The 22,906-nt window shown below is 65.7% G+C and carries 20 protein-coding genes; 13 read left to right on the forward strand and 7 right to left on the reverse strand.

Annotated features, from left to right (window positions below):
• The first annotated feature begins 3 nt into the window (after positions 1-3).
• The gene (gene lpxC, locus A7V84_RS14920) at positions 4-927 is read left to right on the forward strand and encodes a UDP-3-O-acyl-N-acetylglucosamine deacetylase (protein WP_025517179.1); all 924 of its coding nucleotides are present in this window, start codon (positions 4-6) and stop codon (positions 925-927) included.
• 59 nt (positions 928-986) lie between these two features.
• On the forward strand, positions 987-1,235 hold the full coding sequence (locus A7V84_RS14925) for a hypothetical protein (protein WP_063491532.1): 249 nt from the start codon (positions 987-989) through the stop codon (positions 1,233-1,235).
• 27 nt (positions 1,236-1,262) lie between these two features.
• On the opposite strand, the gene A7V84_RS14930 is transcribed toward A7V84_RS14925, so the two are convergent.
• A complete protein-coding gene (locus tag A7V84_RS14930) occupies positions 1,263-1,691 on the reverse strand; it encodes a flagellar hook-length control protein FliK (protein ID WP_412778662.1) in 429 nt (142 codons plus the stop codon).
• A 104-nt stretch (positions 1,692-1,795) separates the two neighbouring features.
• Between A7V84_RS14930 and A7V84_RS14935 the strand changes: the two genes are divergently transcribed.
• From A7V84_RS14935 to A7V84_RS14965, 7 genes are all read left to right on the forward strand, one after another.
• The gene (locus tag A7V84_RS14935; RefSeq protein ID WP_025517175.1) at positions 1,796-2,776 is read left to right on the forward strand and encodes a M23 family metallopeptidase; all 981 of its coding nucleotides are present in this window, start codon (positions 1,796-1,798) and stop codon (positions 2,774-2,776) included.
• A gap of 165 nt (positions 2,777-2,941) precedes the next feature.
• The gene (gene secA / locus A7V84_RS14940; protein WP_025517173.1) at positions 2,942-5,668 is read left to right on the forward strand and encodes a preprotein translocase subunit SecA; all 2,727 of its coding nucleotides are present in this window, start codon (positions 2,942-2,944) and stop codon (positions 5,666-5,668) included.
• Complete coding sequence (locus tag A7V84_RS14945) at positions 5,668-6,375, forward strand: VOC family protein (protein WP_038855084.1); 708 nt, start codon at positions 5,668-5,670, stop codon at positions 6,373-6,375. Before secA ends, A7V84_RS14945 begins: the two co-directional genes overlap by 1 nt.
• Positions 6,376-6,637: 262 nt before the next feature.
• Positions 6,638-7,624, forward strand: a complete 987-nt coding sequence (locus A7V84_RS14950; protein WP_063491531.1) for a tripartite tricarboxylate transporter substrate binding protein — start codon at positions 6,638-6,640, stop codon at positions 7,622-7,624.
• 5 nt (positions 7,625-7,629) lie between these two features.
• Complete coding sequence (locus A7V84_RS14955; RefSeq protein WP_127070891.1) at positions 7,630-8,499, forward strand: GNAT family N-acetyltransferase; 870 nt, start codon at positions 7,630-7,632, stop codon at positions 8,497-8,499.
• A 116-nt stretch (positions 8,500-8,615) separates the two neighbouring features.
• Positions 8,616-9,074, forward strand: coding sequence for an Lrp/AsnC family transcriptional regulator (locus tag A7V84_RS14960; protein WP_025517167.1), 459 nt, complete (start codon positions 8,616-8,618; stop codon positions 9,072-9,074).
• Positions 9,075-9,226: 152 nt separating this feature from the next.
• Positions 9,227-9,826, forward strand: a complete 600-nt coding sequence (locus tag A7V84_RS14965; protein WP_025517166.1) for a gamma-glutamylcyclotransferase — start codon at positions 9,227-9,229, stop codon at positions 9,824-9,826.
• Between the two features lie 13 nt (positions 9,827-9,839).
• Here the strand turns inward: A7V84_RS14965 and pagP are convergent, their stop codons facing one another.
• From pagP to A7V84_RS14985, 4 genes are all read right to left on the reverse strand, one after another.
• Entirely contained in the window at positions 9,840-10,391 is a 552-nt protein-coding gene (gene pagP, locus A7V84_RS14970; RefSeq protein WP_412778663.1) for a lipid IV(A) palmitoyltransferase PagP, read from the reverse strand.
• A gap of 60 nt (positions 10,392-10,451) precedes the next feature.
• Entirely contained in the window at positions 10,452-11,924 is a 1,473-nt protein-coding gene (gene mgtE, locus A7V84_RS14975; RefSeq protein ID WP_025517163.1) for a magnesium transporter, read from the reverse strand.
• A 10-nt stretch (positions 11,925-11,934) separates the two neighbouring features.
• Entirely contained in the window at positions 11,935-12,339 is a 405-nt protein-coding gene (locus tag A7V84_RS14980; protein WP_025517162.1) for an acyl-CoA thioesterase, read from the reverse strand.
• Between the two features lie 90 nt (positions 12,340-12,429).
• Positions 12,430-13,467, reverse strand: a complete 1,038-nt coding sequence (locus tag A7V84_RS14985; RefSeq protein WP_063491528.1) for a YeiH family protein — start codon at positions 13,465-13,467, stop codon at positions 12,430-12,432.
• 131 nt (positions 13,468-13,598) lie between these two features.
• Here A7V84_RS14985 and A7V84_RS14990 point away from each other — a divergent pair, with 131 nt between their 5' ends.
• Complete coding sequence (locus A7V84_RS14990) at positions 13,599-14,474, forward strand: LysR family transcriptional regulator (RefSeq protein WP_025517160.1); 876 nt, start codon at positions 13,599-13,601, stop codon at positions 14,472-14,474.
• Here the strand turns inward: A7V84_RS14990 and A7V84_RS14995 are convergent.
• On the reverse strand, positions 14,462-15,670 hold the full coding sequence (locus tag A7V84_RS14995) for a M20 aminoacylase family protein (protein WP_025517159.1): 1,209 nt from the start codon (positions 15,668-15,670) through the stop codon (positions 14,462-14,464). The genes A7V84_RS14990 and A7V84_RS14995 overlap by 13 nt on opposite strands.
• Positions 15,671-15,750: 80 nt before the next feature.
• Between A7V84_RS14995 and A7V84_RS15000 the strand changes: the two genes are divergently transcribed.
• The gene (locus A7V84_RS15000) at positions 15,751-17,442 is read left to right on the forward strand and encodes an AMP-binding protein (protein WP_170283326.1); all 1,692 of its coding nucleotides are present in this window, start codon (positions 15,751-15,753) and stop codon (positions 17,440-17,442) included.
• Between the two features lie 19 nt (positions 17,443-17,461).
• Here the strand turns inward: A7V84_RS15000 and A7V84_RS15005 are convergent, their stop codons facing one another.
• Positions 17,462-18,334: an inositol monophosphatase family protein gene (locus A7V84_RS15005; RefSeq protein ID WP_025517155.1), complete on the reverse strand. Its 873-nt coding sequence runs from the start codon at positions 18,332-18,334 to the stop codon at positions 17,462-17,464.
• 128 nt (positions 18,335-18,462) lie between these two features.
• Here A7V84_RS15005 and mnmC point away from each other — a divergent pair, with 128 nt between their 5' ends.
• Both mnmC and A7V84_RS15015 read left to right on the forward strand, forming a co-directional pair.
• Positions 18,463-20,304: a bifunctional tRNA (5-methylaminomethyl-2-thiouridine)(34)-methyltransferase MnmC2/FAD-dependent 5-carboxymethylaminomethyl-2-thiouridine(34) oxidoreductase MnmC1 gene (mnmC, locus tag A7V84_RS15010; RefSeq protein WP_063940016.1), complete on the forward strand. Its 1,842-nt coding sequence runs from the start codon at positions 18,463-18,465 to the stop codon at positions 20,302-20,304.
• Positions 20,305-20,551: 247 nt separating this feature from the next.
• Entirely contained in the window at positions 20,552-22,774 is a 2,223-nt protein-coding gene (locus A7V84_RS15015; protein ID WP_025517153.1) for a glycoside hydrolase family 31 protein, read from the forward strand.
• Positions 22,775-22,906 lie beyond the last annotated feature (132 nt).

The raw sequence follows: 22,906 nt of genomic DNA on the forward strand, positions 1-22,906 counted from the left end.
ATTATGTTTCGACAGCGCACCATTCAGAATCTCGTCCGTACGACTGGCGTCGGAGTCCACTCCGGGCGTCGGGTTGAGCTGACGCTGCGTCCCGCACAGCCCAATACGGGTATCGTTTTTCACCGCATCGACCTGCCTCAAGTGGTCGATCTGCCCGCTCAGGCGAATGCGGTAGGCGATACGCGCATGGCTTCGGTGCTGCAGCAGGGCAACGTGCGCGTGTCCACGGTTGAGCACCTGATGTCGGCGCTGGCCGGTCTGGGCATCGACAATCTGCACGTCGACCTGACCGCCGAAGAAGTGCCCATCATGGATGGCAGCGCGGCCACCTTCGTCTATCTGTTGCGTTCGGCCGGCATTGCCGAGCAGAACGCGCCCAAGCAGTTCATTCGTGTCCTCAAGCCCGTGGAAGTCCGCGAGGGAGAGGGCCGCAACGAGAAGTGGGCCCGCCTGGAACCCCATGAGGGTTTCGCGCTCGCTTTCTCGATCGACTTCCGTCATCCGGCCATCGATGCGACGGCGAATTTCGCCGAGATCGATTTCGCCACCCATTCCTATGTGCGCGAAATCGCGCGTGCGCGCACCTTCGGTTTCGTCAACGAGGTCGAGGCCCTGCGCTCGATGGGGCTGGCCCGTGGGGGCAGCCTGGACAATGCCATCGTGATGGACGAATACCGCGTCCTCAACAGCGATGGGCTGCGCTACGACGATGAGTTCGTCAAACACAAGATCCTGGACGCCATCGGCGACCTGTATCTGCTGGGCAAGCCCCTGGTGGCGCGCTATGTGGCGCAGAAATCCGGGCACGCTCTCAACAACCAGCTCGCCCGTGCCCTGCTGGAGCAGCAGGATGCCTGGGAACTGGTGTCCTATGAGTCGCAGGCAGCCGCGCCCCAGGCATTCCGCCACGAGTGGAAGCTGGCCTGAGCCGCGCCGCCATCACTGCAGGAGCCGGCCGGGCTCCTGTCTTTAGTCAGGAAAACAGGATGCAACGGGTTTTGCTTGGTGTGGCCGTGGTGGCGCTGGTGGCTGGCTGTGCCTCGGGGCAGCCGACGTCTGTCAACGGCGTGAGCATCGAATCCGCGCCGCGCGCCATCAACCATCTCTTCGGCGAGTTCGACAACCTGGTGGACAAGGCCAATGCGTCCATCAATGCCTCGCTGAATGACGGCAGCAGCAGCCAGGCCGGGGATGGGGCTGGCGCAGCAGGCCAGCCGCCCGCAAGCGGGCGTTGACCCGGGGGGCGAACCCGGGCCCAGCTCTCAGCGCGCCTTGTGGTGCGCCAGCAGCCGCGCCACGGCGTCGGCCAGCGGACCCGGACGCAGATTTTCCTGCAGGCTCTCGAAGGCCTGCAACGCAGTGCCTCCCAGGGGGACGGCTTCTTTTGGGGGACGGGGTGCGCGCTGTCCGGGGCGTGGCATTCCTGCTTGAATGCGAACGGTAATTTCGTTAAGGTTCCAGCCTTGTGCGGCGAGAGCCTGGGCGATCCGCGGAGCCATCTGACGTAATTTGGCTGCGTGCGCGGGCCCCGGAACCGCCAGTTGCAGGCGCTGGCTTTCCAGTTTTGCCACCACGCACACTGCGCCCAGCGCCGGCGGAAGAACCGCCGCGACGGCATGCTGGATCTGCAGGTGGCTGCGGGCCGTCGCCAATACGCCGGCGCCACGTGTATCGTGGCCCAGCCAGCCCATGGCAGTGCGATCGCCGGGCCTGGCGCCGGATGAACGCGATCGGTATGAAGGTTGTCTATTCATGCTGGTCAATATAATAGGATGCAACCTTGAAGGTAGTGATTATGCATGCCCGGCAGGGGCAAGACAGACACTTCACCCTGGGCGGTGGACGTCTGGCCTTGCTCATGAGCCTGGCGCTGGTGGCCGCTGCCGTGTTCGGCGCGGGCATGCAGCGGCTGCTGTTCGCAGGCGGCGCATCGCCGTATTCGGTCGACTGGCCGTCGTATGCCCGTTCGCAGGCGGCCAATGATGCCGACTTCCTGCGCGAGAACGTCAACATGCTGGCCACCAAGGTCGGCACCATGCAGGCGCGTCTGGCCAGCATAGACGGATTGGGGCGCCGGGTGGCGCAGATTGCCGGGCTGAACTATACGGATTCCGATGTGGCGGTGCACGCCACTCTGGATGAAGCCACCCATGTGATGGACGACCTGTTTACGGATCGCCAGCCGCCCACGCCGGCGTCGGCCGAGGCCCTGGGGCGCCAGCTCGACGATCTGCAGGTGCGCCTGGCCCAGCAGGCAGACAATTTCAAGTGGCTCGACGCCGCCCTGACCAGCCAGTCGGCCGATCAGGCGCGCGTGCCGACCGCCATGCCCATCAGCGATTATCCCTATCTCAGCTCCTCCTATGGTTGGCGGCGCAACCCGGTGACCGGGCGCTACGCCATGCATGAAGGGCTGGATTTCGCCGCGCCGCGCGGCACGCCCATCCGGGCGGCTTCCGGCGGCGTGGTGTTGCTGGCCAACGTCCAGTCGGGCTATGGCAATACGGTCGAGATCGACCACGGCAACGGCCTGATCACCCGCTACGCCCATGCCTCGCGCCTGCTGGTGAAGGCGGGCGAGGTGGTCGAGCGTGGCCAGGAGATCGCCCAGGTCGGCTCTTCGGGCCGTTCCACCGGCCCGCACCTGCATTTCGAGGTGCGTCTGGCGGGCCAGCCACTGGACCCGCGTCTGTTTCTGGGCGAGCAGAACCCGGCCGCCACGACCGTGGCGCAAGCCGAGCTTGGCAGGGGCGCTGCCACCCCCGCCGCCCCCTGACGCAATCGGCCGCCCTCCGGGCGGAATATTGCGCGCCAGTGCGTTAAACTGGATTGTTTCCTGGCGGCCGCTGCCGCTTAACCAGACATAGAAAATAACGGCCGGGACGTCGCCGTCGCGCGGAAGTACGCGCGTGGTTGCGCCCAGTTGCCGCCAACGACACGCATGGTCTCTCTGCTCAAAAAACTCATCGGTAGCCGTAACGACCGGGTGCTCAAGCAGTACCGCAAGCAGGTCAATCAGATCAACAATCTCGAGCCGCAGATTTCCGCTCTCTCAGATGAGGCGCTGCAGGCCAAGACGCAGGAATTCCGAGACCGTCTCGCCAAGGGCGCTTCCCTGGACGATCTGCTGCCCGAAGCCTTCGCCGTGGTGCGCGAGGCCGGCAAGCGGGTGTTCGGCATGCGTCACTTCGATGTGCAGATGCTGGGCGGGATCGCGCTGCACGGCGGCAAGATCGCCGAAATGCGTACCGGCGAGGGCAAGACCCTCATGGCGACCCTGCCGGTGTATCTCAATGCGCTGTCCGGCAAGGGCGTGCACGTGGTGACGGTCAACGACTACCTGGCCCGTCGCGACGCCGACTGGATGGGACGTCTGTATCGTTTCCTGGGCATGAGCACCGGCGTGGTGGTGCCGCAGCAGCCCAATGATGAGAAGATCGCCGCCTATCGCGCCGACATCACCTACGGCACCAACAACGAGTTCGGTTTCGACTACCTGCGCGACAACATGGAGTACCGGGTCGAGGATCGCCGTCAGCGTCCCTTGTCCTATGCCATCGTCGACGAAGTGGACTCGATCCTGATCGACGAGGCGCGCACCCCGCTCATCATCTCCGGCCAGGCCGAAGACCATACCGAGCTGTATGTGCGCATGAATGCGGTGCCGCCGTTGCTCAAGCGCATGGCCAGCGAGCCCAAGCCGCACGAGCCGGAACCCGAGGGCGACTACTGGGTCGACGAAAAAAGCCAGCAGGTGCACCTGTCGGAGTCGGGCCATGAAAGCGCCGAGAAAATCCTCTCGCACGTGGGGCTGCTGCCCGAAGGGGAGTCGCTCTACGATCCGCGCCATATCGCGCTGATGCACCACCTGATGGTGTCGTTGCGCGCCCATACGCTGTTCTTCCGCGACCAGCAGTATGTGGTGCAGAACGGCGAGGTGGTGATCGTTGACGAATTTACCGGCCGCCTCATGGTGGGTCGCCGTTGGTCCGACGGCCTGCACCAGGCCGTCGAGGCCAAGGAAGGCGTGAAGATCCAGCACGAGAACCAGACGCTGGCGTCGATCACCTTCCAGAACTACTTCCGCATGTATGACAAGCTTGCGGGGATGACGGGTACGGCCGATACCGAGGCCTACGAATTCCAGGAAATCTACACCCTGGAGACGGTCATCATCCCGACCAACAAGCCCATGCAGCGCAAGGATCAGAACGACCAGGTATTCAAGACGGATGCCGAGAAGTTCAACGCGATCCTGAATGACATCCGCGATTGTCACCAGCGAGGCCAGCCGGTGCTGGTGGGCACCACCAGCATCGAGAACTCGGAGCTGCTGTCGGGCCTGCTGCGTCAGGCCAAGCTGCCGCACGAAGTGCTCAACGCCAAGCAGCACGCGCGCGAAGCCGAGATCGTGGCCGAGGCCGGCAAGCCCGGGCACATCACCATCGCCACCAACATGGCCGGCCGTGGCACGGACATCGTGCTGGGCGGCAGCGTGGAAAAACAGATCGACCTGATCCGTGCCGATGAGAGCCTGAGCGAAGCCGAAAAGGAGGCGCGCGTGGAGCAGGTGCGTGCCGAATGGAAGCCCCTGAACGAGCAGGTCAAGGCGGCAGGCGGGTTGCGCATCATCGGCACCGAGCGCCACGAGTCCCGTCGTATCGACAACCAGCTGCGCGGCCGTGCCGGCCGTCAGGGTGACCCGGGCTCCTCGCGCTTCTACCTGTCGCTGGAAGATCCGCTGATGCGGATCTTCGCCGGCGAGCGGGTACGCGCCATCATGGAGCGCCTGAAGCTGCCCGAAGGCGAGCCGATCGAGGCCGGCATGGTCACGCGCTCGATCGAAACCGCGCAGCGCAAGGTCGAAGGGCGCAACTTCGATATCCGCAAGCAATTGCTCGAGTATGACGACGTCGCCAATGACCAGCGCAAGGTGCTGTACGCGCAGCGCAATGACGTGCTGGAGGCCAACTCCATCAGCGAATCGGTCAACAATCTGCGTGATGCGGCTGCCGCGGAGCTGTTCCGCAATTACGTTCCTGCCGAGTCGGTCGAAGAGCAATGGGACATCCCGGGCCTGCAGCAGGCCTTGCTGAGCGACTGGCAACTGCATCTGCCGCTGGTGGACATGCTTGAGGCCGAGCCCAACCTGACCGACGAGGATCTGCTGGAGCGCGTCCTGCAGGCGGCGCGCGAGGTCTATGACGGCAAGATCGCGCTGGTGGGCCAGGAATCGTGGTCGCAGTTCGAGCGCTCGATCATGCTGCAGTCCATCGACACCCATTGGCGTGAGCACCTGTCGGCGCTCGATTACCTGCGTCAGGGCATTCATCTGCGCGGTTACGCCCAGAAGAATCCCAAGCAGGAATACAAGCGTGAAGCTTTCCAGCTGTTCTCGGGCATGCTGGATCGGATCCGCGACGACGTGGTGCGTGTGCTGATGACCGTGCGGGTGCAGTCGGCCGAGCAGGTCGAACAGGCCGAGGCCGAAGCCGCCCAGCCGCACGTCCAGAATGTGCAGTATCACCACGCCGATGAAGTGCCGCAGGAGGCCGCCTCGGGCGGCCAGGAGCCCACGCGCAACGTGGTGCCCAAGGTCGGGCGCAACGACCCCTGCCCGTGCGGCAGCGGCAAGAAGTACAAGCAGTGCCACGGCAAGCTGACCTGATGGCCGGGCTGCCCGAGTTCGACCATGCCGTGGTCATGGTGCGCGACCGTCTTCAGGCGGTCGCGCCGGTGTACGAGGCCGAGGGGTTTCGCCTGAGCGATACCGCCATGCACAATCTGGGCTCGTGCAACCGCCTGATGGTGCTGCAGGACAGCTATGTGGAGCTGCTGGGCTGGCCGCCGGGTGCGCCACCGGCGCGCAAGGAAATTGCGGATTCGCCGTTCGGTCTGGAGGCCCTGGTGTTTCGCAGCCATGACGCACAGGCCACCCATGACCGCCTGAAGGCAGAGGGCTTTGCGGTCAATCCGGTGCAGGCGCTGTCGCGGCCGGCGCTGCTCGATGGCCGTGAGGTGCAGGCGCGTTTCGATACCCTGCGTTTCGCCGAACAGCCGCTTGCCGGGTTCCGGATGTACTTCTGTCAGCACCTGACACCCGAATGCGTCTGGATGCCCTCTCTGATGGCGCATCCCAACGGCGCCCGGCGCCTGAGCCGCATCGATATCCAGGCCAGTGATCCGCAGGCCGTGGCGCAATGCCTGGCGCGCGTCATCGATCTGCCTGCGCAGCGCTGCGCAGAGGGCTGGGCGCTGGCGCTGGCGAACCTTTCCATCGTGGTCGGCATGGCGGACGTACCCCAGCCCCGCTTGGCGGGCTTGACGCTGGGCTACCAGGACGGACAGGCGCGGCCCTTGACGATCGTGGCCTGAGCCGTCGGCGGTCTTGTTCCATGAAAAGCGCCCGTGAGGGCGCTTTTCCATTGCCCGACGGCGAGGGCGCTTGCGGGCAAACCCCGAGTGCCTGCCGATCTGCATGCAGCATAGTATGCAGATTGGAGCATCTGCCTTTTCTCGTTGTGGCATGCTGACAGGCAGTCGTTTCGCGCCGCAATTGCCGTGCGGCCCGGGTTTGTCGAGCCGGGCGGCTGCGCGTTGGACGCGCTTCGCTGAACGATACTTTTAGGAAGCAGAAATGAAGCTCAAGCAGATGATGGCGGGTTTGTGCGCCCTGATGGCGGTGGGCGCCGGCATGACGGCGGCGGTGGCCGCGCCCCAGAACCAGAACCGGCCGCTGTTGCTGGTGGTGCCCTATCCGCCGGGCGGCAGCACCGATATCCTGGCGCGCATCATGCAGCCCCAGCTTTCCAAAGAGCTGGGTGGCAGGCCGGTCGTGGTTGAAAACCGCCCGGGCGCGGCCAGCCAGATCGCCACCAATCATGTGGCGCGAGCCGAGCCGGATGGCAATACCTTGCTGGTGAGTTTCGACAATCACGCCATCAATCCGGCGGTGCGTTCGACCTTGCCCTACGACACCTTCAAGGATCTGGTCGGGGTGGCCCATACGGTTCGTTTCCCGCTGGTGGTCGGCGCCAACCCGAAGGTGCCTGGTGACAATCTGGCTCAGTTTATCGAGGCGGCGCGCAAGCAGCCGGCCGATACCTACAACTATGCTTCCACCGGTGTGGGTTCGCTCAATCACCTGGCGCCCGAAGAGTTCAAGCAGCGCGGCGGCGTGAGCCTGCTGCATGTGCCTTATGGCGGGGCCGGTCCGGCGGTGCAGGCCGTGGTGGGTGGCCAGGCCGATATGACCTGGCTCAGCTTTGCCGCGCTGCGCGGACAGATCCAGGCCGGCAAGATCAAGCCGCTGGCGGTGGCCGGCGAGCAGCGCCTGCCCGAGCTGCCGGACGTGCCCACGCTGGCGGAGTCGGGGCTGCCGGGGATGGTGGCGTATTCCTGGAGCGGCATCTTCGCACCCGCCGGTACGCCCAAGCCGGTGATCGGAGAGCTGGAGCGGGCCTTCATGGCCGTGCTCAAGAACGAGGACGTCAAGCGCAAGCTGAATGATGCCGGCTTCGAGGTGGTGGGCAGCGATGGCGCATCGGCCGACGCCTATACGAAGGACGAGTTCAAGCGCTGGGACTCCTTCATCAAGGCCAACCAGATCAATCTGGACAATTGACCGTCGTGGCTCCCCTTGTTGCCATGGGCGACTGGCGTTGCGCGTCCCTGAGCGGCCTGTCCGTCCAGGCCATGGCCGGCTTGATGGATCAGGCTTACGCCGGCTATCTGGTGCCGGTCCAGTTCGAGGCGGCAGGTCTCTTGCGGCGGGTGCTGGCCGAGCATATCGACCTGCAGGCCAGCCAGCAGTTGTTCGATGGGGACGAGCCGGCCGGCATCCTCCTGGTCGCCCGGCGTGGGCGCGACAGCCGCATTGCGGCCCTGGGCGTCGTGCCGGCCTTCCGGGGGCGGGGTCTGGCCGCCTGGGCGCTGCAAAGGGCGCGAGAGCAGGCGTGCGAACGCGGCGATCGGTGCCTGTCGTTGGAAGTCATCGATGGCAACGCCGCTGCGCGCGCGGTCTACGACAAGGCCGGGTTCGTCGCCCGTCGTCGTCTGGTGGGCTACCGGCATGACGGGGCCGGGCCAGGAGGGCGAATCCAGGTCGCGCCGGTGCAAACCTTGATCGAACGTTGTCTGCGGGCGTATCCGGCCGACATGACCTGGCAGGCCTCGCCGCTGTGCCTGGCTGGCGTGGCGTCGCCGCTGCTGGGCTTCGAGTCAAGGGATGGGGCCGCCGTGGCGGTGGTGGATCCGATCGCGCCGGTGTTGCGGCTGGTTGCCTTTGCCGTGGATCCGGCGCGCCGTCGCCAAGGCCTGGGCCGTCGTTTCATGCGCGATCTGCTGGGGCACTTCCCCGGTCGCAGCTGGGTGATTCCGGCCATTCTTCCCGACACGCTGGCCGACGGCTTCCTGCGTGCGACGGCCTGGGAGCGCACGTCGCTGACGCAGTCGGAGATGATCCTGGCGCTCGATGAGGCAGCGCCTGTACCGGGTTGAGGGAGCATGCGGGAGGAGGGGCTCGACCCGCGCGCGTCTATCCTGCATGCTTGGGGTTCGCCGGGCTGGCGTGCCGCCCGCTTTTGCTGTTTAAGCCTGAACGTTCGAGGAGTGCCGTGGACCATACCGATCTCAAGATCCTGAGTCTGTTGCAGCAGGATGCGACCCGCTCGGTGGCGGAGATCGCCGAGCAGGTCAATCTGTCGGTGACGCCTTGCTGGCGGCGCATCCAGAAGCTCAAGGACGATGGCGTCATCGCCCGCAATGCGGTATTGCTGGATCCGCTGGCGCTGGGCCTGAAGCTGACGGTGTTCGTGTCGATCAAGACCAGCCAGCACAACGTCAAATGGACGCAGAACCTCATCGATGCGGTGACGGCTCTGCCCAATGTGGTCGAGTTTCACCGCATGGCGGGCGATATCGATTACCTGCTGAAGGTGGTGGTCGAAGACATGGCGGCCTATGATCGCTTCTACCGGCGCCTGATCGGCGCAGTGGATCTGCTGGACGTCAGCGCCAGTTTCTCGATGGAAGTCATCAAGAGCACCACCCAATTGCCGCTGCCAGGCCAGTAGCGGGGCAGGGAGCATTTTTTTTCGCCCGGACGGGGCCTGGCGGATCGGCATTCCCGTTGCCCTGGATCCACATTGTTCAAGCCGGCATGTTTTTGCGCGCGCAAAGGATTAGCATATCGGCACCCTTTTGCCTCGTTTCCGCAGTTCCCACCATGACGTTTTCTCCCGCAGTCGTTGCTACCGGCCCTGCCTCGGTTGACGAACTGCTTGCCGATTGGGACGGCAATGATGATTTATGGGTTTTCGCCTACGGTTCCCTGATCTGGCGGCCCAATTTTCCCTGGCAGGAGCGCCGTCTGGCCACCGTGCGTGGCTACCACCGTTCGTTGTGCCTGTGGTCGCAGGACCACCGGGGGTCGCCGGAGCGGCCCGGGCTGGTGTTCGGCCTGGACCGCGGCGGCTGTTGCCGGGGCGTGGCCTATCGTGTGGCTGCCAGCGAGGTGCCGGCCACCTTCCAGATGTTGTGGCTGCGCGAAATGGCGCGCGGGGCCTATGTGCCGCGTTGGCTGGATTGCCATTCGCGGCAGCATGAGCCTGTGCGCAGTCTGGTGTTCCTGCTCAACCGGCGTTGCGGCGATTATGCGCAGGGGCTGGCCGAAGAGCACCTGCTCAGCGTCGTGCGCCAGGCGGTGGGCCACTCAGGGCCTTGCCTGGACTACGTGCTGCAGACCGAGCAGGCGCTGCGCGATAACGGCATCCATGATGACCGGCTGCGCGATCTGGTGCGCCGGCTGGTTCAGGCGCAAGGCTGAGCCGGCAGCGCTTTCAGAAGTGCCAGCGCCCGAACATGAACAGAACGTTGCCATTGCCGCGGCCGCCCGGGATATAGGTGGCGTACAGCATCGCGTCCTTGTAGCCGGCGCCTACCAGGGGCAGGATGCCGGGAAAGGGGATGTAGCTGATGATGTCATGGCGGGCCGTCATGAAGACGGTGTAGCCGGCGCCCAGACGCAGATTCTCGCTGAGCTTGCCGATCTTCAGAAAGCCATAGCCGGCAATGGGCTGCACCTTGCTGTGCGAGTCCAGAAAGGCCATGGCATACAGGCCCTGCCAGTCGCCGTCCTCGTCGTAGAGGCTGCGGCCCCAGCCGCCGCCCCAGGCGCGCTCGTTGAACGAACGGATCTTCTTGGCGCTGTACATGGAACGGTTATGCCAGGCATAGCCGGAAACGTACAGGTCGTCTCCCCCTTCCGTCCAGATCTGATCCAGTCGATTACAGGCTGACTGGGCCCAGGAGGGCCAGCCATCGCAGGCCAGGGCCAGACCGGGAAAAACGAGAAGCGCAATGGCGAGAAAGCGTTTCAGACAATGGAACACGATGTTGATAGGGGGTTCGGTGCCCCGGGCGAGGGGCGGATATCAACGGATCGCTGACCACTAGATAAGGAAAATGGTCGCCAGGCCCAGGAAAATGAAAAAGCCCAGCGAATCCGTGGCGAAGGTCAGCAGCACCGAAGAGCCAATGGCCGGATCCTTGCCGAAGCGCGCACGAACCATCGGCACCAGTACGCCCACGCCTGCACCCACCAGCATGTTGCAGATCATGGCCGCCATCATGACGAGCGCGATCGATAGCGAATCCGAAATTGCCCAGGCGAAAGCGGCCGCCACGAGGCTGCCGCAAAGGCCAACCAGAAAGGTTACCAGCATTTCCCGCTTGACGAGCTGCCAGATGTTCTTGCCGGTGATACGTCCGACGGCGAGGGCGCGGATGATCATGGTCATGGTCTGGTTGCCGGAGTTGCCGCCGATGCCGGCAACGATGGACATCAGGAAGGCCAGGATCACGATGTGGCTGACCGTGCCTTCAAAGCGGGAGGCCACGAAAGATGCCGTGGCGGCGGTACAGAGGTTGAACAGCAGCCAGGGCGCCCGGTTGCGCAGCGCCATGGCCACGGGGGCAAAAATGTCTTCTTCCTGCAGACCCGCGCGCGAGAGATCCTGCTCTTGCGAGTCTTCGCGAATCACGTCGACCACGTCGGCAATCGTGACGCGGCCGATCAGGCGGCCCTGATCGTCGGTCACGGGGGCGGACACCAGGTCATAGCGCTCGAAGGCGCTGGCTGCGTCGGCGTCGGAGTCCAGCGGGCCGAGCGTGAGGTAATCGGTGTTCATCACCGCGCTCACTTCGGTTTCGGGCTCGCTGACCAGCAGCACGGAGATGGGCAGCGCGCCTTGCAGCTTGTCCTGGCGGTCGACCACGAAGATCTGGTCGGTGTGGTCAGGCAGTTCGTGCAGCCGGCGCAGATAGCGCAGCACGACTTCCAGCGAGACGTCTTCGCGCACGCGAACCATCTCGAAGTCCATGATGGCGCCGACGCTGTCCTCGGGATAGCCCATGGCCTCGAGCAGCTGGGCGCGCTCTTCTTCGGTCAGGCCCTTCTGGACTTCGGCCACCACGTCGGGGGGCAGGTCGGGCGCCAGGTCGGCCAGTTCGTCGGCATCCATGTTGCCGGTTGCGGCAACCAGATCCTGGCGGTCCATCGCTTCGATGAGCGACTCGCGCACCCAGTCCTCGACCTCGAGCAGCACATCGGCATCATGCTCGGGGCTGACCAGGCGCCAGACCTCCTGGCGTTCATCCTTGGGCAGGGACTCCAGGATGAAGGCGATATCGGCCGGATGCAGGCGATTGATGAGCGTCTGGATCTCGGCCTGATGCTGGCGATGTACCAGGTCTTCGACCAGGACGGCCTTGCGATCGCCCTGTTCCTGGCGATGCACCAGATCCTGCACCAGTTGCTGGCGGCGCAGGCATTCCTGCACCTCTTCGAGCGCATGCTGAGCGTCTTCGGGATCCAGGCGGCGGGGGCTGGACACAGGCTTGGGCGCGTCGGCGGGGTTGGTCATGCGTTACGGCTCAGAGGGTGGGCAGTGGGCGGCTGCGGCGCGCTTCGTCGGTCGCCACGTAGGTAAGCGTCGCATCGGTGACCTTGACCACCTCGGCGTCCAGGCGCTGGCGCTGAGCATAGACCTCCACTTCGACCGTCACGGAAGTCGTGCCGGTTCGCGAGATGCTGGCGTAGAAGCTGAGCAGGTCGCCGACGAAGACCGGCTGTTTGAACTGGAAGGCGTTGACCGCCACGGTGGCGACCCGTCCGGCCGCGCGGCGGGCCGCCGGGATCGAGCCTGCGATATCGACCTGCGACATGATCCAGCCGCCGAAAACGTCGCCGTGGATGTTGGCATCCGAAGGCATCGGCATCACGCGCAGCACGGGTTCGCGGCCGGCGGGCAGGGAGGGAAGGGAAGCTTTGGTGGTCATGGCCGGTTCCAGTTTGGGACCCAGCCGATTATGCAGGAAAAATGCGACCAGGGCTGCCGCGTGGCGGCAACCCTGGAAATGGCGGGGAAATCAGGTCGCCAGTTTGACGATGCCGTAGCCACCCACCACCAGCCAGATGTACAGGATCAGGCCCAGCGCCATCACGCGCGGACCGGCCTTGCGGATCTGTGCGAAGCGGGTTTCGATGCCCAGGGCCGTCATGGCCATGGTCAGCAGGAAGATGTCCAGGCGGCGGATGGCGGCGATCAGATCGGCCGGCAGGATGTCAATCGAGTTGATGATGGCCAGCACCAGGAAGCCGACGGCAAACCACGGGATGGGCAGGCGTTGGCTGCCCCGGGCGCCTTCCTGGCTGGAGCGGCTGCGCAGCCACAGGCCCAGCACCAGCAGCACCGGCACCAGCAGGGCGACGCGGGTCATCTTGACGATGGTGGCGACTTCGGTGGTGGCCGGGTCGATGTTGCTGGCAGCGCCTACCACCTGGGCGACCTCGTGCACCGTGCCGCCGATATAGATACCCAGCGCCTGCGTATCCAGCGGCAGCCAGCCGGCGTGGTAGGCCACGGGATAGAGGAACATCGACAGCGTGCCGAACAGCACCACCGTGGCCACGGCCACAGCGCTTTTGTGCGGGGCGGCGCGCAAGGTCGGCTCGAAGGCCAGCACGGCGGCCGCGCCGCAGATGGCGCTGCCGGCGGCCGTCAGCATGGCCGTGTCGCGGTCCAGGCCGAGCAGGCGCTGGCCGGCAACGGTGCCGATCAGCAGCGTGCCGACCACCACGGCGACGGACACCGCCAGACCCGGCAGCCCGACTTCGATGATCTGCTGGATGCTGATGTTGAGGCCATAGAAGGCCACCGCGATGCGCAGCAGGCGGCGCGCGGTGAAGTTGACGCCGACTCCCCAGTCCGCCGGCATCGTGCCGCGCAGGAAGTTGCCATACAGCATGCCGCAGACAATGCCGACGACCAGCGGCGAGAAACCGAGATCGCGGATGGCGGGCAGGTTGGCGAGTTGCACCACGGCGCCGGCCATCAAAGCGACGAACAGGACACCATTGAGTTTGTCACGCCAGGGCGTGGAGGCGGGGAGAGCTGCGGTAGACATACGAAATACCAGAGAGATGTGTAAATAACCTGGGGAAATATTACGGCGGCCACAACTATCTGAAAAATCTTTATTTTTGATATGTAATATCAGGAAATTGGATATCGACTCTGAACCAGGAGTTTGTCGTCATGACGCCTGACCAGTTATTGAGCTTTGCCTGCGTTGCGGACCTGGGCAACATCAGCCGCGCCGCGCAGCAATTGAATCTGTCGCAGCCGGCTCTGTCGGGGCAGCTGCGGCTGCTGCAGGAGTGGTTCGGCGAACCGTTGTACCGGCGCAGCGGTCACGGTATTGCCCTGACCGAGGCCGGCGAGCGGCTGGCGGTGCATGCCAGGCAACTGCGGCAGGTATACAGCCAGGCGCGCGCCATGCGGGATGCCTGGCGCGGGCTGGAGACGGGCTCGCTGCGACTGGGCGGCAGCACCACGCCGGCCAGCTATCTGCTCCCGGCCATCGTGGCGCGTTTCCGGATGGCCCATCCGTCGGTGAGCCTGCATCTGTCGGATGGCAACAGCCGCCAGATCGTCGAGCGCCTGGCCACCCTGGATCTGGCCTTCATCGAAGGGGAGGTGCCGGCGGGACTGCCGGCCGATACCGAAGTGCACGCCTGGCGGCGTGACGAGGTGGTGGCCATCGTGCGCGCCGACCATGCGCTGGCGCGTGCGGATTCGGCCAGCCTGGCAGCGTTGTCGGCGCTGCCGCTGGTGATGCGCGAGCCGGGGTCAGGGGTGAGGCGCCTGGTCGAGCAGGCTTTCGAGCAGGCCGGCCTGCCGGTGACCGCCAGCCTGGAACTGGCCGGCGTGGAGGGCGTGAAGCAGGCCGTGCGGGCCGGCCTGGGGGTCGGGTTTGTGTCGATGATGTCGATGCGCCATGAGGACGGCAGCCTGGCGGCCTTGCGGCTGGCGCCGCAGGCGCTGACCCGCACGCTGAGTATCCTGGTGCCGCATGCCCAGGCCTGCTCGCGCGCGGCGCGCCGTTTCCTGGAGGCCTGTCAGGCGGCCTGAGCGGAGCGTGCCAGCCAGCGCAGGGCCAGCTGGCTCCAGTAGGTGGCGCCCAGTGGCAGCAAGGTGTCGTTGAAGTCGTAGCTGCCGTTATGCAGCATGCAGGGGCCCATGCCGTGGCCGGCGTCGCGGTGCTCTCCCATGCCATTGCCGATCCAGACGTAGCAGCCGGGCAGCGCCTGCAGCATGAAGGCGAAGTCTTCGGCGCCCATGGTCGGGGTGACCTGGTCGAACACATTCTCCGGCCCGACGATATCGCGCATCACCTCAATGGCGAAGGCGGTCTCGGCGGGATGGTTGATGGTGGGCGGGTAGTTGCGCACGAACTCGAACTCGACCTCGCAGTTCATGGCCGCGGCCGTGTGGCGGGCGATTTCTTCCATGCGCCGTTCGATGAGGTCGAGCGTTTCGAGCGTGAAGGTGCGTACCGTGCCGCGCATTTCGGCATCGTTGGGCACCACGTTGTCGGCGCTGCCGGTATGGATCTGCGTGATCGAGAGCACCGCGGCCTCCAGGGGCGCGCGGTTGCGCGTGATGATGGTCTGCATGCTCTGCGCCATCTGCACGGCCGTCATGACCGGGTCCGTGCCCAGATGAGGCATGCCGGCATGGGTGCCCTTGCCGGTGATGCGGATCACGAATTCGCTGGCCGAGGCCATGATGGGGCCCGGGGTGACGCCGAACTGGCCGGCGGCCATGCCCGGCCAGTTGTGCATGCCGAACACCGCCTCCATGGGAAAGCGCTCGAACAGGCCGTCGTCGATCATGCGCTTGGCGCCGCCGCCGCCTTCTTCGGCAGGCTGGAAGATCACGTAGACAGTGCCGGCGAAGTCGCGGTGTTGCGCCAGATAGCGGGCCGCGCCCAGCAGCATGGCGGTATGGCCATCATGCCCGCAGGCATGCATCTTGCCCTCATGGCGGCTGGCGTGCTCGAAGGTGTTGACCTCTTGCATGGGCAGCGCGTCCATGTCGGCGCGCAGGCCGACTGCCGAGGCGCCGGGAAGGTTGCCGCGGATGATCCCCACCACGCCTGTGCCGCCCAGCCCGCGGTCGACGTCGATGCCCCATTCCTGCAGGCGCGCGGCCACCAGGTCGGCGGTGCGGAACTCTTCGAAGGCGAGTTCGGGGTGCGCGTGGATGTCGCGTCGCATGGCTGCGATTTCGTCATGCCAGGTGAGGATGGGTTCGAGCAGCTTCATGGGTGTTCTCCAGGTAGGAGCAGGGACGGTTGAAGGGTATCATCAATCGAAAAATGCTTACATATATGGAGGCCAACCCCATGCAGCGACCCTGGCTTGCGCAGTATCCGCAGGACGTGCCCGCCGAGATATCCACCGATGGCTACACCTCGTTGGCCGACTTGCTGGACCGAGCCTGCAGGCAGCATGCCGACCGCATCGCCTGCACTGCCATGGGCAGCGATATCCGCTATGGGCAGCTGGATGCGTGGGCGGGGGCCTTCGCAGGCTGGCTCCAGGCCCGAGGCCTGAAGGCGGGCGCACGCGTGGCGCTGATGATGCCCAACGTGCCCGCCTATCTGGTCGCGATGTTGGGCACGCTGCGTGCCGGCATGGTAGTGGTCAACGTCAATCCGCTCTATAAGCCCGAAGAACTGCAGCGCCAGCTGTCCGACAGCGGTGCTCAGGCCATCGTCATCCTGGAGAACTTCGCGGCCACCCTGCAGGCCGTCAGCGGCTGCCCTGAGCTGCGCCATATCGTGGTCGTGGGCCCCGGCGACCTGCTGGGCGGCCTGAAGGCGCCGGTGGTCAACTTCGTGGCGCGGCACGTCAAGCGGCTGGTGCCTGCCTGGAGGCTGCCCGGCGCGGTTTCATTGCCGCAGGCGCTGCGCGATGGCGAACGCGCCGGCTTCACGCCGGTCGAGCTCAGCATGGATGATCTGGCCATGCTGCAGTACACGGGCGGCACCACCGGCGTGCCGAAGGGGGCGATGCTGTCGCATCGCAACCTGGTCGCCAATGTGCTGCAGGTGGCCGCGGTCGCGCGGCCCGTGCTGGGCGACCTGAGCGGGCCGCAGCACACCATCCTGAGCGCCTTGCCGCTGTATCACGTCTTTGCCCTGACGGTCTGCGGGTTGTTCGGGATGTATGCCGGCATGCGCAACCTGCTCATCATCAATCCGCGCGACACCAAGTCGCTGATCTCCGCCTGGCGGCGGGTGCCGGTCAATGTGTTCCCGGGGGTCAACACGCTGTTCAATGCCTTGGTGGTCAACCCCGATTTCGCGACCCTGCCCTTCGAGGGGCTGCGCCTGACGCTGGGGGGCGGAATGGCCGTGCAGCCTTCCGTGGCCGAGCGCTGGCTGAAAGTGACCGGCCACCCTCTGATCGAGGGCTATGGTCTGTCGGAGACCTCGCCGGTGGCGGCCGTGAACCCGACGAATTCGGCGGCCTACTCTGGCGCCATCGGGCTGCCGGTACCCTCGACCGATATCGCCATTCTGGATGATGCCGGCCAGGAGGTGCCGCTGGGCGAGCGCGGCGAGGTGGCGGTACGCGGGCCGCAGGTGATGCTGGGCTATTGGCACCGGCCCGACGAGACACGGCAGTCCATGACGGCCGATGGCTTCTTCCTGACCGGCGATATCGGCATCATGGATGAGAAGGGCTACACCCGCATCGTCGATCGCAAGAAAGACATGATCGCGGTGTCCGGGTTCAAGGTCTATCCCAATGAGGTGGAGGCCGTGATCGCCGCGCATCCCGGCGTGCTGGAGTGCGCGGTCGTGGGCGTGCCCGACGAGCGTTCCGGCGAGATGGTGCGCGCTTATGTGGTCAAGCGCGACCCGGCCCTGACCGAGGCCGACATCCAGGCCTGGTGCCATGAGCGGCTGACCAACTACAAGCGTCCTCGCGTCATCGAGTTCCGCCAGGAGCTGCCCAAGAGCAATGTGGGCAAGATCCTGCGCCGCGAATTGCGCGATGCCACGGTGAGCAGCCCGCCTGCCGGGTGAGGCCGGCAGGCGGGCTGTCTCAGGCGCGTGGCTTCAGGTGCGGGGCGATCATGCCGTGCAGCGCGCTGCAGACGGCCGGATTGCCCGAAACCAGCCGGCCGCTGATCGGCCAGGGCTGGATGCGATCCATGTCTTCGCAGACGCCGCCGGCTTCGCGCAGGATCACCGTCCCGGCAGCGACGTCCCAGGGGGCCAGGCCCATTTCCCAGTAGCCGTCGTAGCGGCCGCAGGCGGTCCAGGCCAGATCCAGGGCCGCCGCGCCCATGCGTCGTACGCCTCGGGATTGGCGCAGCGCCGCATCCAGCGTGGGCATGAACTCGTCGGCAAAGGAGAAGTCGCGAAAGGGCAGGCCGGTGGCCAGAACGGCATCAGCCAGCTGCGCGGTGCGCGAGCAGTGAATGCGCCGGCCATTGAGCCAGGCGCCCACGCCGTGAAGACCGGCGAACAGTTCTTCACGATTGGGGTCGTAGACCACGCCAACGACCGGCGTGTCCTGCTCCAGCAGCGTATCGGCGTTGACGCGGGTGCCTGCGTGGGCCACCAGCGCGATCGATACCGCGTAGTGGGGGATGCCGCTAAGGAAATTGGTGGTGCCGTCCAGCGGGTCGATGTACCAGGTGGCTAGCCCTTCGGGGGCGCCGCCGGTTTCTTCGGCCACGATGCCATAGGCCGGGCTGCGTTCGCGCAGAATGTCGAGGATGGCGGCTTCGGCCTCGCGGTCGGCCTGGGAGACCAGGTCATTGCGCGCCTTGTGGTCGATCACCAGGTCGTTGCGGTGGTGCGCGTACGATTGGAGGATGGCCGCGCCGGCATGGGCGGCGCACACGGCGATATCGATGGCCGCGCCAAGGTCCAGCGCCGCCTTGTTGGGGGAAGTCTCTGAACGTTGCATGAATCGAGTGTAAGCCCCGGCCGCGCGCAGCCCGGTGTTTCACGACAATTTAATATTCGGGCGTGGCTTCGGGCCAACGTATCGATGATTCCGTCGCGCTGCGCGCGGCCTTGCGGTGTTTCACTGTCATGTCTTCAAGCTATCTTCCCCTGAGTCCGGCGCGGGCCGAAATCGATGACGCAGGGCGTCTGTTCAACCGCCAGTACGGCGATCTCTACAACGGCCCCAAGGATGCCCTGGGGCAGGCCGAGCAGGTTTTTCTGCAGGGCAATGGTCTGCCGCAGCGCTGGCAGGGGCGCGACAGCTTCACGGTCTGTGAGACCGGGTTCGGGCTGGGTACCAATTTTCTCGCCCTGTGGCGCGCCTGGCGCGAAGATCCGGCCCGCAGCCGCCGGCTGCACATGCTGTCGATCGAGGGGCATCCGTTCAGCCAGGAAGACTATCGCCGATTGTGCGAGACCCAGGTGCCAGCGCCTTTGCGGGGGCTGGCTCGGACGCTGGCGGCTCAATGGCCACAGGCCCTGCCGGGCTTGCATCGACTGGAGTTCGACGGGGGCGCGGTCACGCTGACGCTGGCTTTCGGCGACATCGCTCGCCTGGTGGCGCGAGTGTCAGCCTGTGTGGACGCTTTTTTCCTGGATGGTTTTGCGCCCAAGGTGAATCCGGCCATGTGGGAGCCGGCCTTGCTGCGCCGCTTGCTGCGGATGGGGCATGCCCAGGCCACCCTGGCTACCTGGTGCAGCGCCGGGTACGTGCGGCGCGCGCTGCAGGCCGGCGGCTTTGACGTCGAACGCGTGCCGGGGTTCCAGGGCAAGCAGCATATGACGGTGGGGCGGCGCGCCGCCTGGGCCGGCAAGCATGCGCCCGTGCCGCCGGACTGGCCCGCGGAGCCGGTCGTTGTGGTGGGGGCCGGTCTGGCGGGGGCGGGCATAGCCCATGCGCTGGCCTTGCGCGGTGTGCCGGTGCAGGTGGTCGCAGAAGAGTCGTCGGCGCACGCGGGACATCTGGCTGCGGCGCTCACGCCTTTGCTGGCCCGGGATGACAATAGCCGGGCACGGCTGGTGCGGGCAGGCAGCCAGCGGGCCTTGCGGCGATGGCAGGGAATGGCGGCCGTCCAGCGGGTGGGTACCTTGCAGCTTGAGCGCGACAGCGGCCGGCAGGCCGCATTGGCCGAGACGCTGGAGATGTTGGCGCTGCCGCAGCAATGGGTGCGGTGGGTGGAGCCGGACGAGGCAAGGGAGCTGGCCGGGCTGCCTTTACCGCGCGGCGGACTCTATTTTGCCGACGGCTTGCTGGTGCGTCCTCAGGCCCTGATCGATCGCCTGCTGGATCATCCCGGCATCAGCCGCAGGACCGCGCGGGTCGAGCGGCTGGCGCCCGAGGGTCAGGGGTGGTCGCTGCTGGGCGCTGACGGGCACACCGTGGCTCGGGCTCGCCATGTGGTTCTGGCCAACGCCATCGGCGCGCAATCCGTGCTGCGAAGCAGCGAGCTGCTTGGGCCCCTGCCTCAGATGACAAACATGCATGGCCTGGCCGGTGAGGTCTGCCACGTGCCGGCTGCCGCCTTTCACGGCGGCCCGCGCTGCGTGATCGGGGGCGAAGGGTATCTGCTGCCGGCGCTGGATGGTTTATGCGTGGCGGGCAGCACCTATGTTCCCGGCGCGCTGACCTGCGGCATCAGCGTGCAGGGGCAGGCCGTCAATCGAGAGAAAGCGGCCGGCTTGCTGGGCTGGGCGCCGGACATTCCCGCCGGCGGCTGGGCCGGCTGGGCCGGTTGGCGTGCGGTGGTGGCGGGGCGGTTGCCGGTGGCCGGCGCGCTACCGCACGCGCCCGGCGTGTGGCTGGCCAGTGGCTATGGGTCGCGCGGATTGACCTGGTCGGCGTTGCTCGGAGATGTCATCGCGGCGCAACTTTGCGGTGAGCCGCTGCCGCTGGAAACGGATTTGCTCGCCGCGATTGCGCCGCGCTGAGGTTTTTGTAAATGTGGCTATTTCGAGAAAAATAGCCGGTATTAATGAGAATTTGCGACGGGACGGCCCCTGAAAAAGCCATCCAGGCGTAAAGTGGGTCTGCCCATTACGTGCTTTTCCGGGCGGATGTCGGCGCCTTCCCGGGGCCTGTTGCCAAGGTTAAAACAGGGACCGAGTTTATTTCGGGGGCCAAATCCGTCAAAATAACGACTTTTATTGGTTTTTGGCTAAAGCCGGGGGATGCTCTGTGCCGCCGAAGTACGACTTTGTTCATACTAATCCGCTCGATACGATCGAGCTGCTGACATCCCGCCCCAGCCGTATCGACTTTGACGCAGGCGATGGCCTGCATCTGGTGGTCGAGGCCCATGCCCCCGGAGTATTCCGGCTGCGCTGTGGCGAGGCGAGTCAGCTGACCGATGATCGTCCCAGCGCACGCGCGCGTGCGACCGCGGAAATGTTGTTGGCCCGACAGGAGGCGGTAGGCGAAGCTACGCTCGCTCCGTTCGATACGGCTGACGGCTGGGGGATCACGCAGGGCGATGTCAGCCTGGAATTGCGTACCGACCCCTTGCGCCTGGTGCTGCGCCGCGGCGAAGACGAGGTGCTTGTGTCGGCGTTGTCGCCGCACAACCCGCCGTTCGGGCATGTGGGGCTGGATACGCCCGGGGACGCCGTCTGGACGGCCGCTTTCGCTTTGCGCGACGGCGAGCCGGTCTATGGGCTGGGAGAAACCCCGGGAGACTTGAATCGCCGCGAGGAGTCCGTCGTCTCGGATGATCCGGAGCACCGTGCCCTGCCGCTGGCATGGAGCCCGCGCGGCTGGGGCATCTACGTCAATACCATGCGCCGCGTCGAGCACAGCGTTGGCGTGGCCCCGGATGACGCCAGCTATGTGCTGACGCTCGACGATACGGTGCTCGACCTGTTCCTGTTTGCGGGCGAGCCGGGGGAAATCCTGAACCAGTACTCCGCGCTGACCGGTCGCGCCGGCCAACCGGTGCTCTGGGCCATGGGGACCTGGTTGCAGCAGGCCGCAGGCCAGATGCCTTCCGAGACGGCGGCCCTGGTCGAGGCCTTTCGCAGCCATCAGGTGCCCCTGGATGCCGTGTCCCTTTCCCTGCCGTGCGCCTGGGCGTTCCAGGCCGACAAGCCGGTGCTGGAATGGGATGCCGCACGTTTTCCGGACGCGCGCCAGACGCTGGCCCTGTTTCATCAGTCGCATGTGCACGTTGCCGGCTATGGCTTTCCGGCGGTGCTGCGCCATACCCCGCTCTTCGAAGAACTCGAAGACCGGGGCTGGTTGCTCATGCGCGACGATGGCAGTGCACAGACCTTCGATGGCAACGAGGCCACGCAGGGGCAGCCCTACGGCCTGCTGGATCTGACCTACCGCGACGCATACAACCTGTGGGTCGAGCGCCATCGTCAGCTGCTGGACGACGGCCTGGATACGCCGGCCTGCAATGCGCAGATTGCCATTCCCGATGACGTGAGCGGGCGCAGCGGCGACAGCGGCCCGGCGTTGCGCACCATGTACCCTCTGCTGGCGCGGCGCGCGCTCTATGACGCCGTGGCTGGCCACAAGGTACCGCCCGAAGGCGTGGTGCCCAGCAGTGACCTGTTCCCGGCCGCGCAAAGGCTGCCGTGGCAGACCGGCCCGCGTGTCAGCAATGACTGGGCCGGGCTGGAGCACAGCCTGCGCACGGCGCTTTCCATCGGCGCCAGCGGCGTGCCCGTTCAGATGCATACCTTGGGTTCGCCCGACGGTGGGGCGGGCCTGACGCCGGAGCTTTATGTGCGCTGGCTGACTGCCAATGTGTTTTCGGCCAACTTCAGTTTCCAGGGCGTGGCGGGGCTGCTGCCCTGGGACATGGGCGAAGAGACGCTGGCTCAGGTGCGCACCTGGATGCAATGGCGCTACCGGCTGATTCCCTACGTGCTGGGGGCCATCGAGGATGCGGCCCGCAGCGGCTTGCCGGTGCAGCGCTCGATGGCGATGTCCTTTCCGAACGACCCCGAGGCGCACCGTTGGGATCTGCAATACCTGCTCGGCCCGGCCCTGCTGGTTGCGCCTATCCTGCGTCCGGGCGGACAGGCACAGGTCTATCTGCCGGAAGGCGACGCCTGGTGGGATCTGAACACCGGCCATCGCTACGAGGGCGGCACGACCTGGACGCTGGATTGCAGCCTGGAGCAATTCCCGGTGTTCGGGCGCGAAGGCCACATGCTGTGTCTGGGCCCCACTGCCCAGCACACCGGCGAATTCAATTCGGCGCGCATCCTCGACGAAGTCTGGATGTTTGGCATGCCGGTGCACAACCCGGTGGTCATGCGCAATAAAATCCGCGTCATGCAGATGCAGGGCTCCAGCTACATCAAGGGCCTGGAAGGGCTGCGCATCCTGCCCTCCGAAGGGCTCGAGGTGAAGCGGCGCGGTGCCGAGGTGCGTATCTCGCGCGCCCGTTGATGTCTGCCGGCGCCTTGCGCGCCGGCCTTCGGAAAGTGTTTCCTCTTGACCCGGTTCGTGTGCCAGACGGCATGCGCATCGGGTCAAGGCCGTTTATATAGCTAATAGTTATTAAGAACGGACAAAACTGTC

Source organism: Bordetella trematum (assembly GCF_900078335.1).
GTDB lineage: Bacteria > Pseudomonadota > Gammaproteobacteria > Burkholderiales > Burkholderiaceae_B > Bordetella > Bordetella trematum.

Bases quoted from the DNA above. Each gene is read 5' to 3' on its own strand.
- A7V84_RS15000 (WP_170283326.1), top strand. From the start codon at position 15,751: ATGCAGCGACCCTGGCTTGCGCAGTATCCGCAGGACGTGCCCGCCGAG.
- A7V84_RS14935 (WP_025517175.1), top strand. From the start codon at position 1,796: ATGCATGCCCGGCAGGGGCAAGACAGACACTTCACCCTGGGCGGTGGA.
- A7V84_RS14995 (WP_025517159.1), bottom strand. From the start codon at position 15,670: ATGAAGCTGCTCGAACCCATCCTCACCTGGCATGACGAAATCGCAGCC.
- A7V84_RS14980 (WP_025517162.1), bottom strand. From the start codon at position 12,339: ATGACCACCAAAGCTTCCCTTCCCTCCCTGCCCGCCGGCCGCGAACCC.
- lpxC (WP_025517179.1), top strand. From the start codon at position 4: ATGTTTCGACAGCGCACCATTCAGAATCTCGTCCGTACGACTGGCGTC.
- A7V84_RS14950 (WP_063491531.1), top strand. From the start codon at position 6,638: ATGAAGCTCAAGCAGATGATGGCGGGTTTGTGCGCCCTGATGGCGGTG.
- A7V84_RS15005 (WP_025517155.1), bottom strand. From the start codon at position 18,334: ATGCAACGTTCAGAGACTTCCCCCAACAAGGCGGCGCTGGACCTTGGC.
- A7V84_RS14930 (WP_412778662.1), bottom strand. From the start codon at position 1,691: ATGGGCTGGCTGGGCCACGATACACGTGGCGCCGGCGTATTGGCGACG.
- mgtE (WP_025517163.1), bottom strand. From the start codon at position 11,924: ATGACCAACCCCGCCGACGCGCCCAAGCCTGTGTCCAGCCCCCGCCGC.
- A7V84_RS14990 (WP_025517160.1), top strand. From the start codon at position 13,599: ATGACGCCTGACCAGTTATTGAGCTTTGCCTGCGTTGCGGACCTGGGC.
- A7V84_RS14985 (WP_063491528.1), bottom strand. From the start codon at position 13,467: ATGTCTACCGCAGCTCTCCCCGCCTCCACGCCCTGGCGTGACAAACTC.
- A7V84_RS14945 (WP_038855084.1), top strand. From the start codon at position 5,668: ATGGCCGGGCTGCCCGAGTTCGACCATGCCGTGGTCATGGTGCGCGAC.
- A7V84_RS14965 (WP_025517166.1), top strand. From the start codon at position 9,227: ATGACGTTTTCTCCCGCAGTCGTTGCTACCGGCCCTGCCTCGGTTGAC.
- secA (WP_025517173.1), top strand. From the start codon at position 2,942: ATGGTCTCTCTGCTCAAAAAACTCATCGGTAGCCGTAACGACCGGGTG.
- mnmC (WP_063940016.1), top strand. From the start codon at position 18,463: ATGTCTTCAAGCTATCTTCCCCTGAGTCCGGCGCGGGCCGAAATCGAT.
- A7V84_RS14925 (WP_063491532.1), top strand. From the start codon at position 987: ATGCAACGGGTTTTGCTTGGTGTGGCCGTGGTGGCGCTGGTGGCTGGC.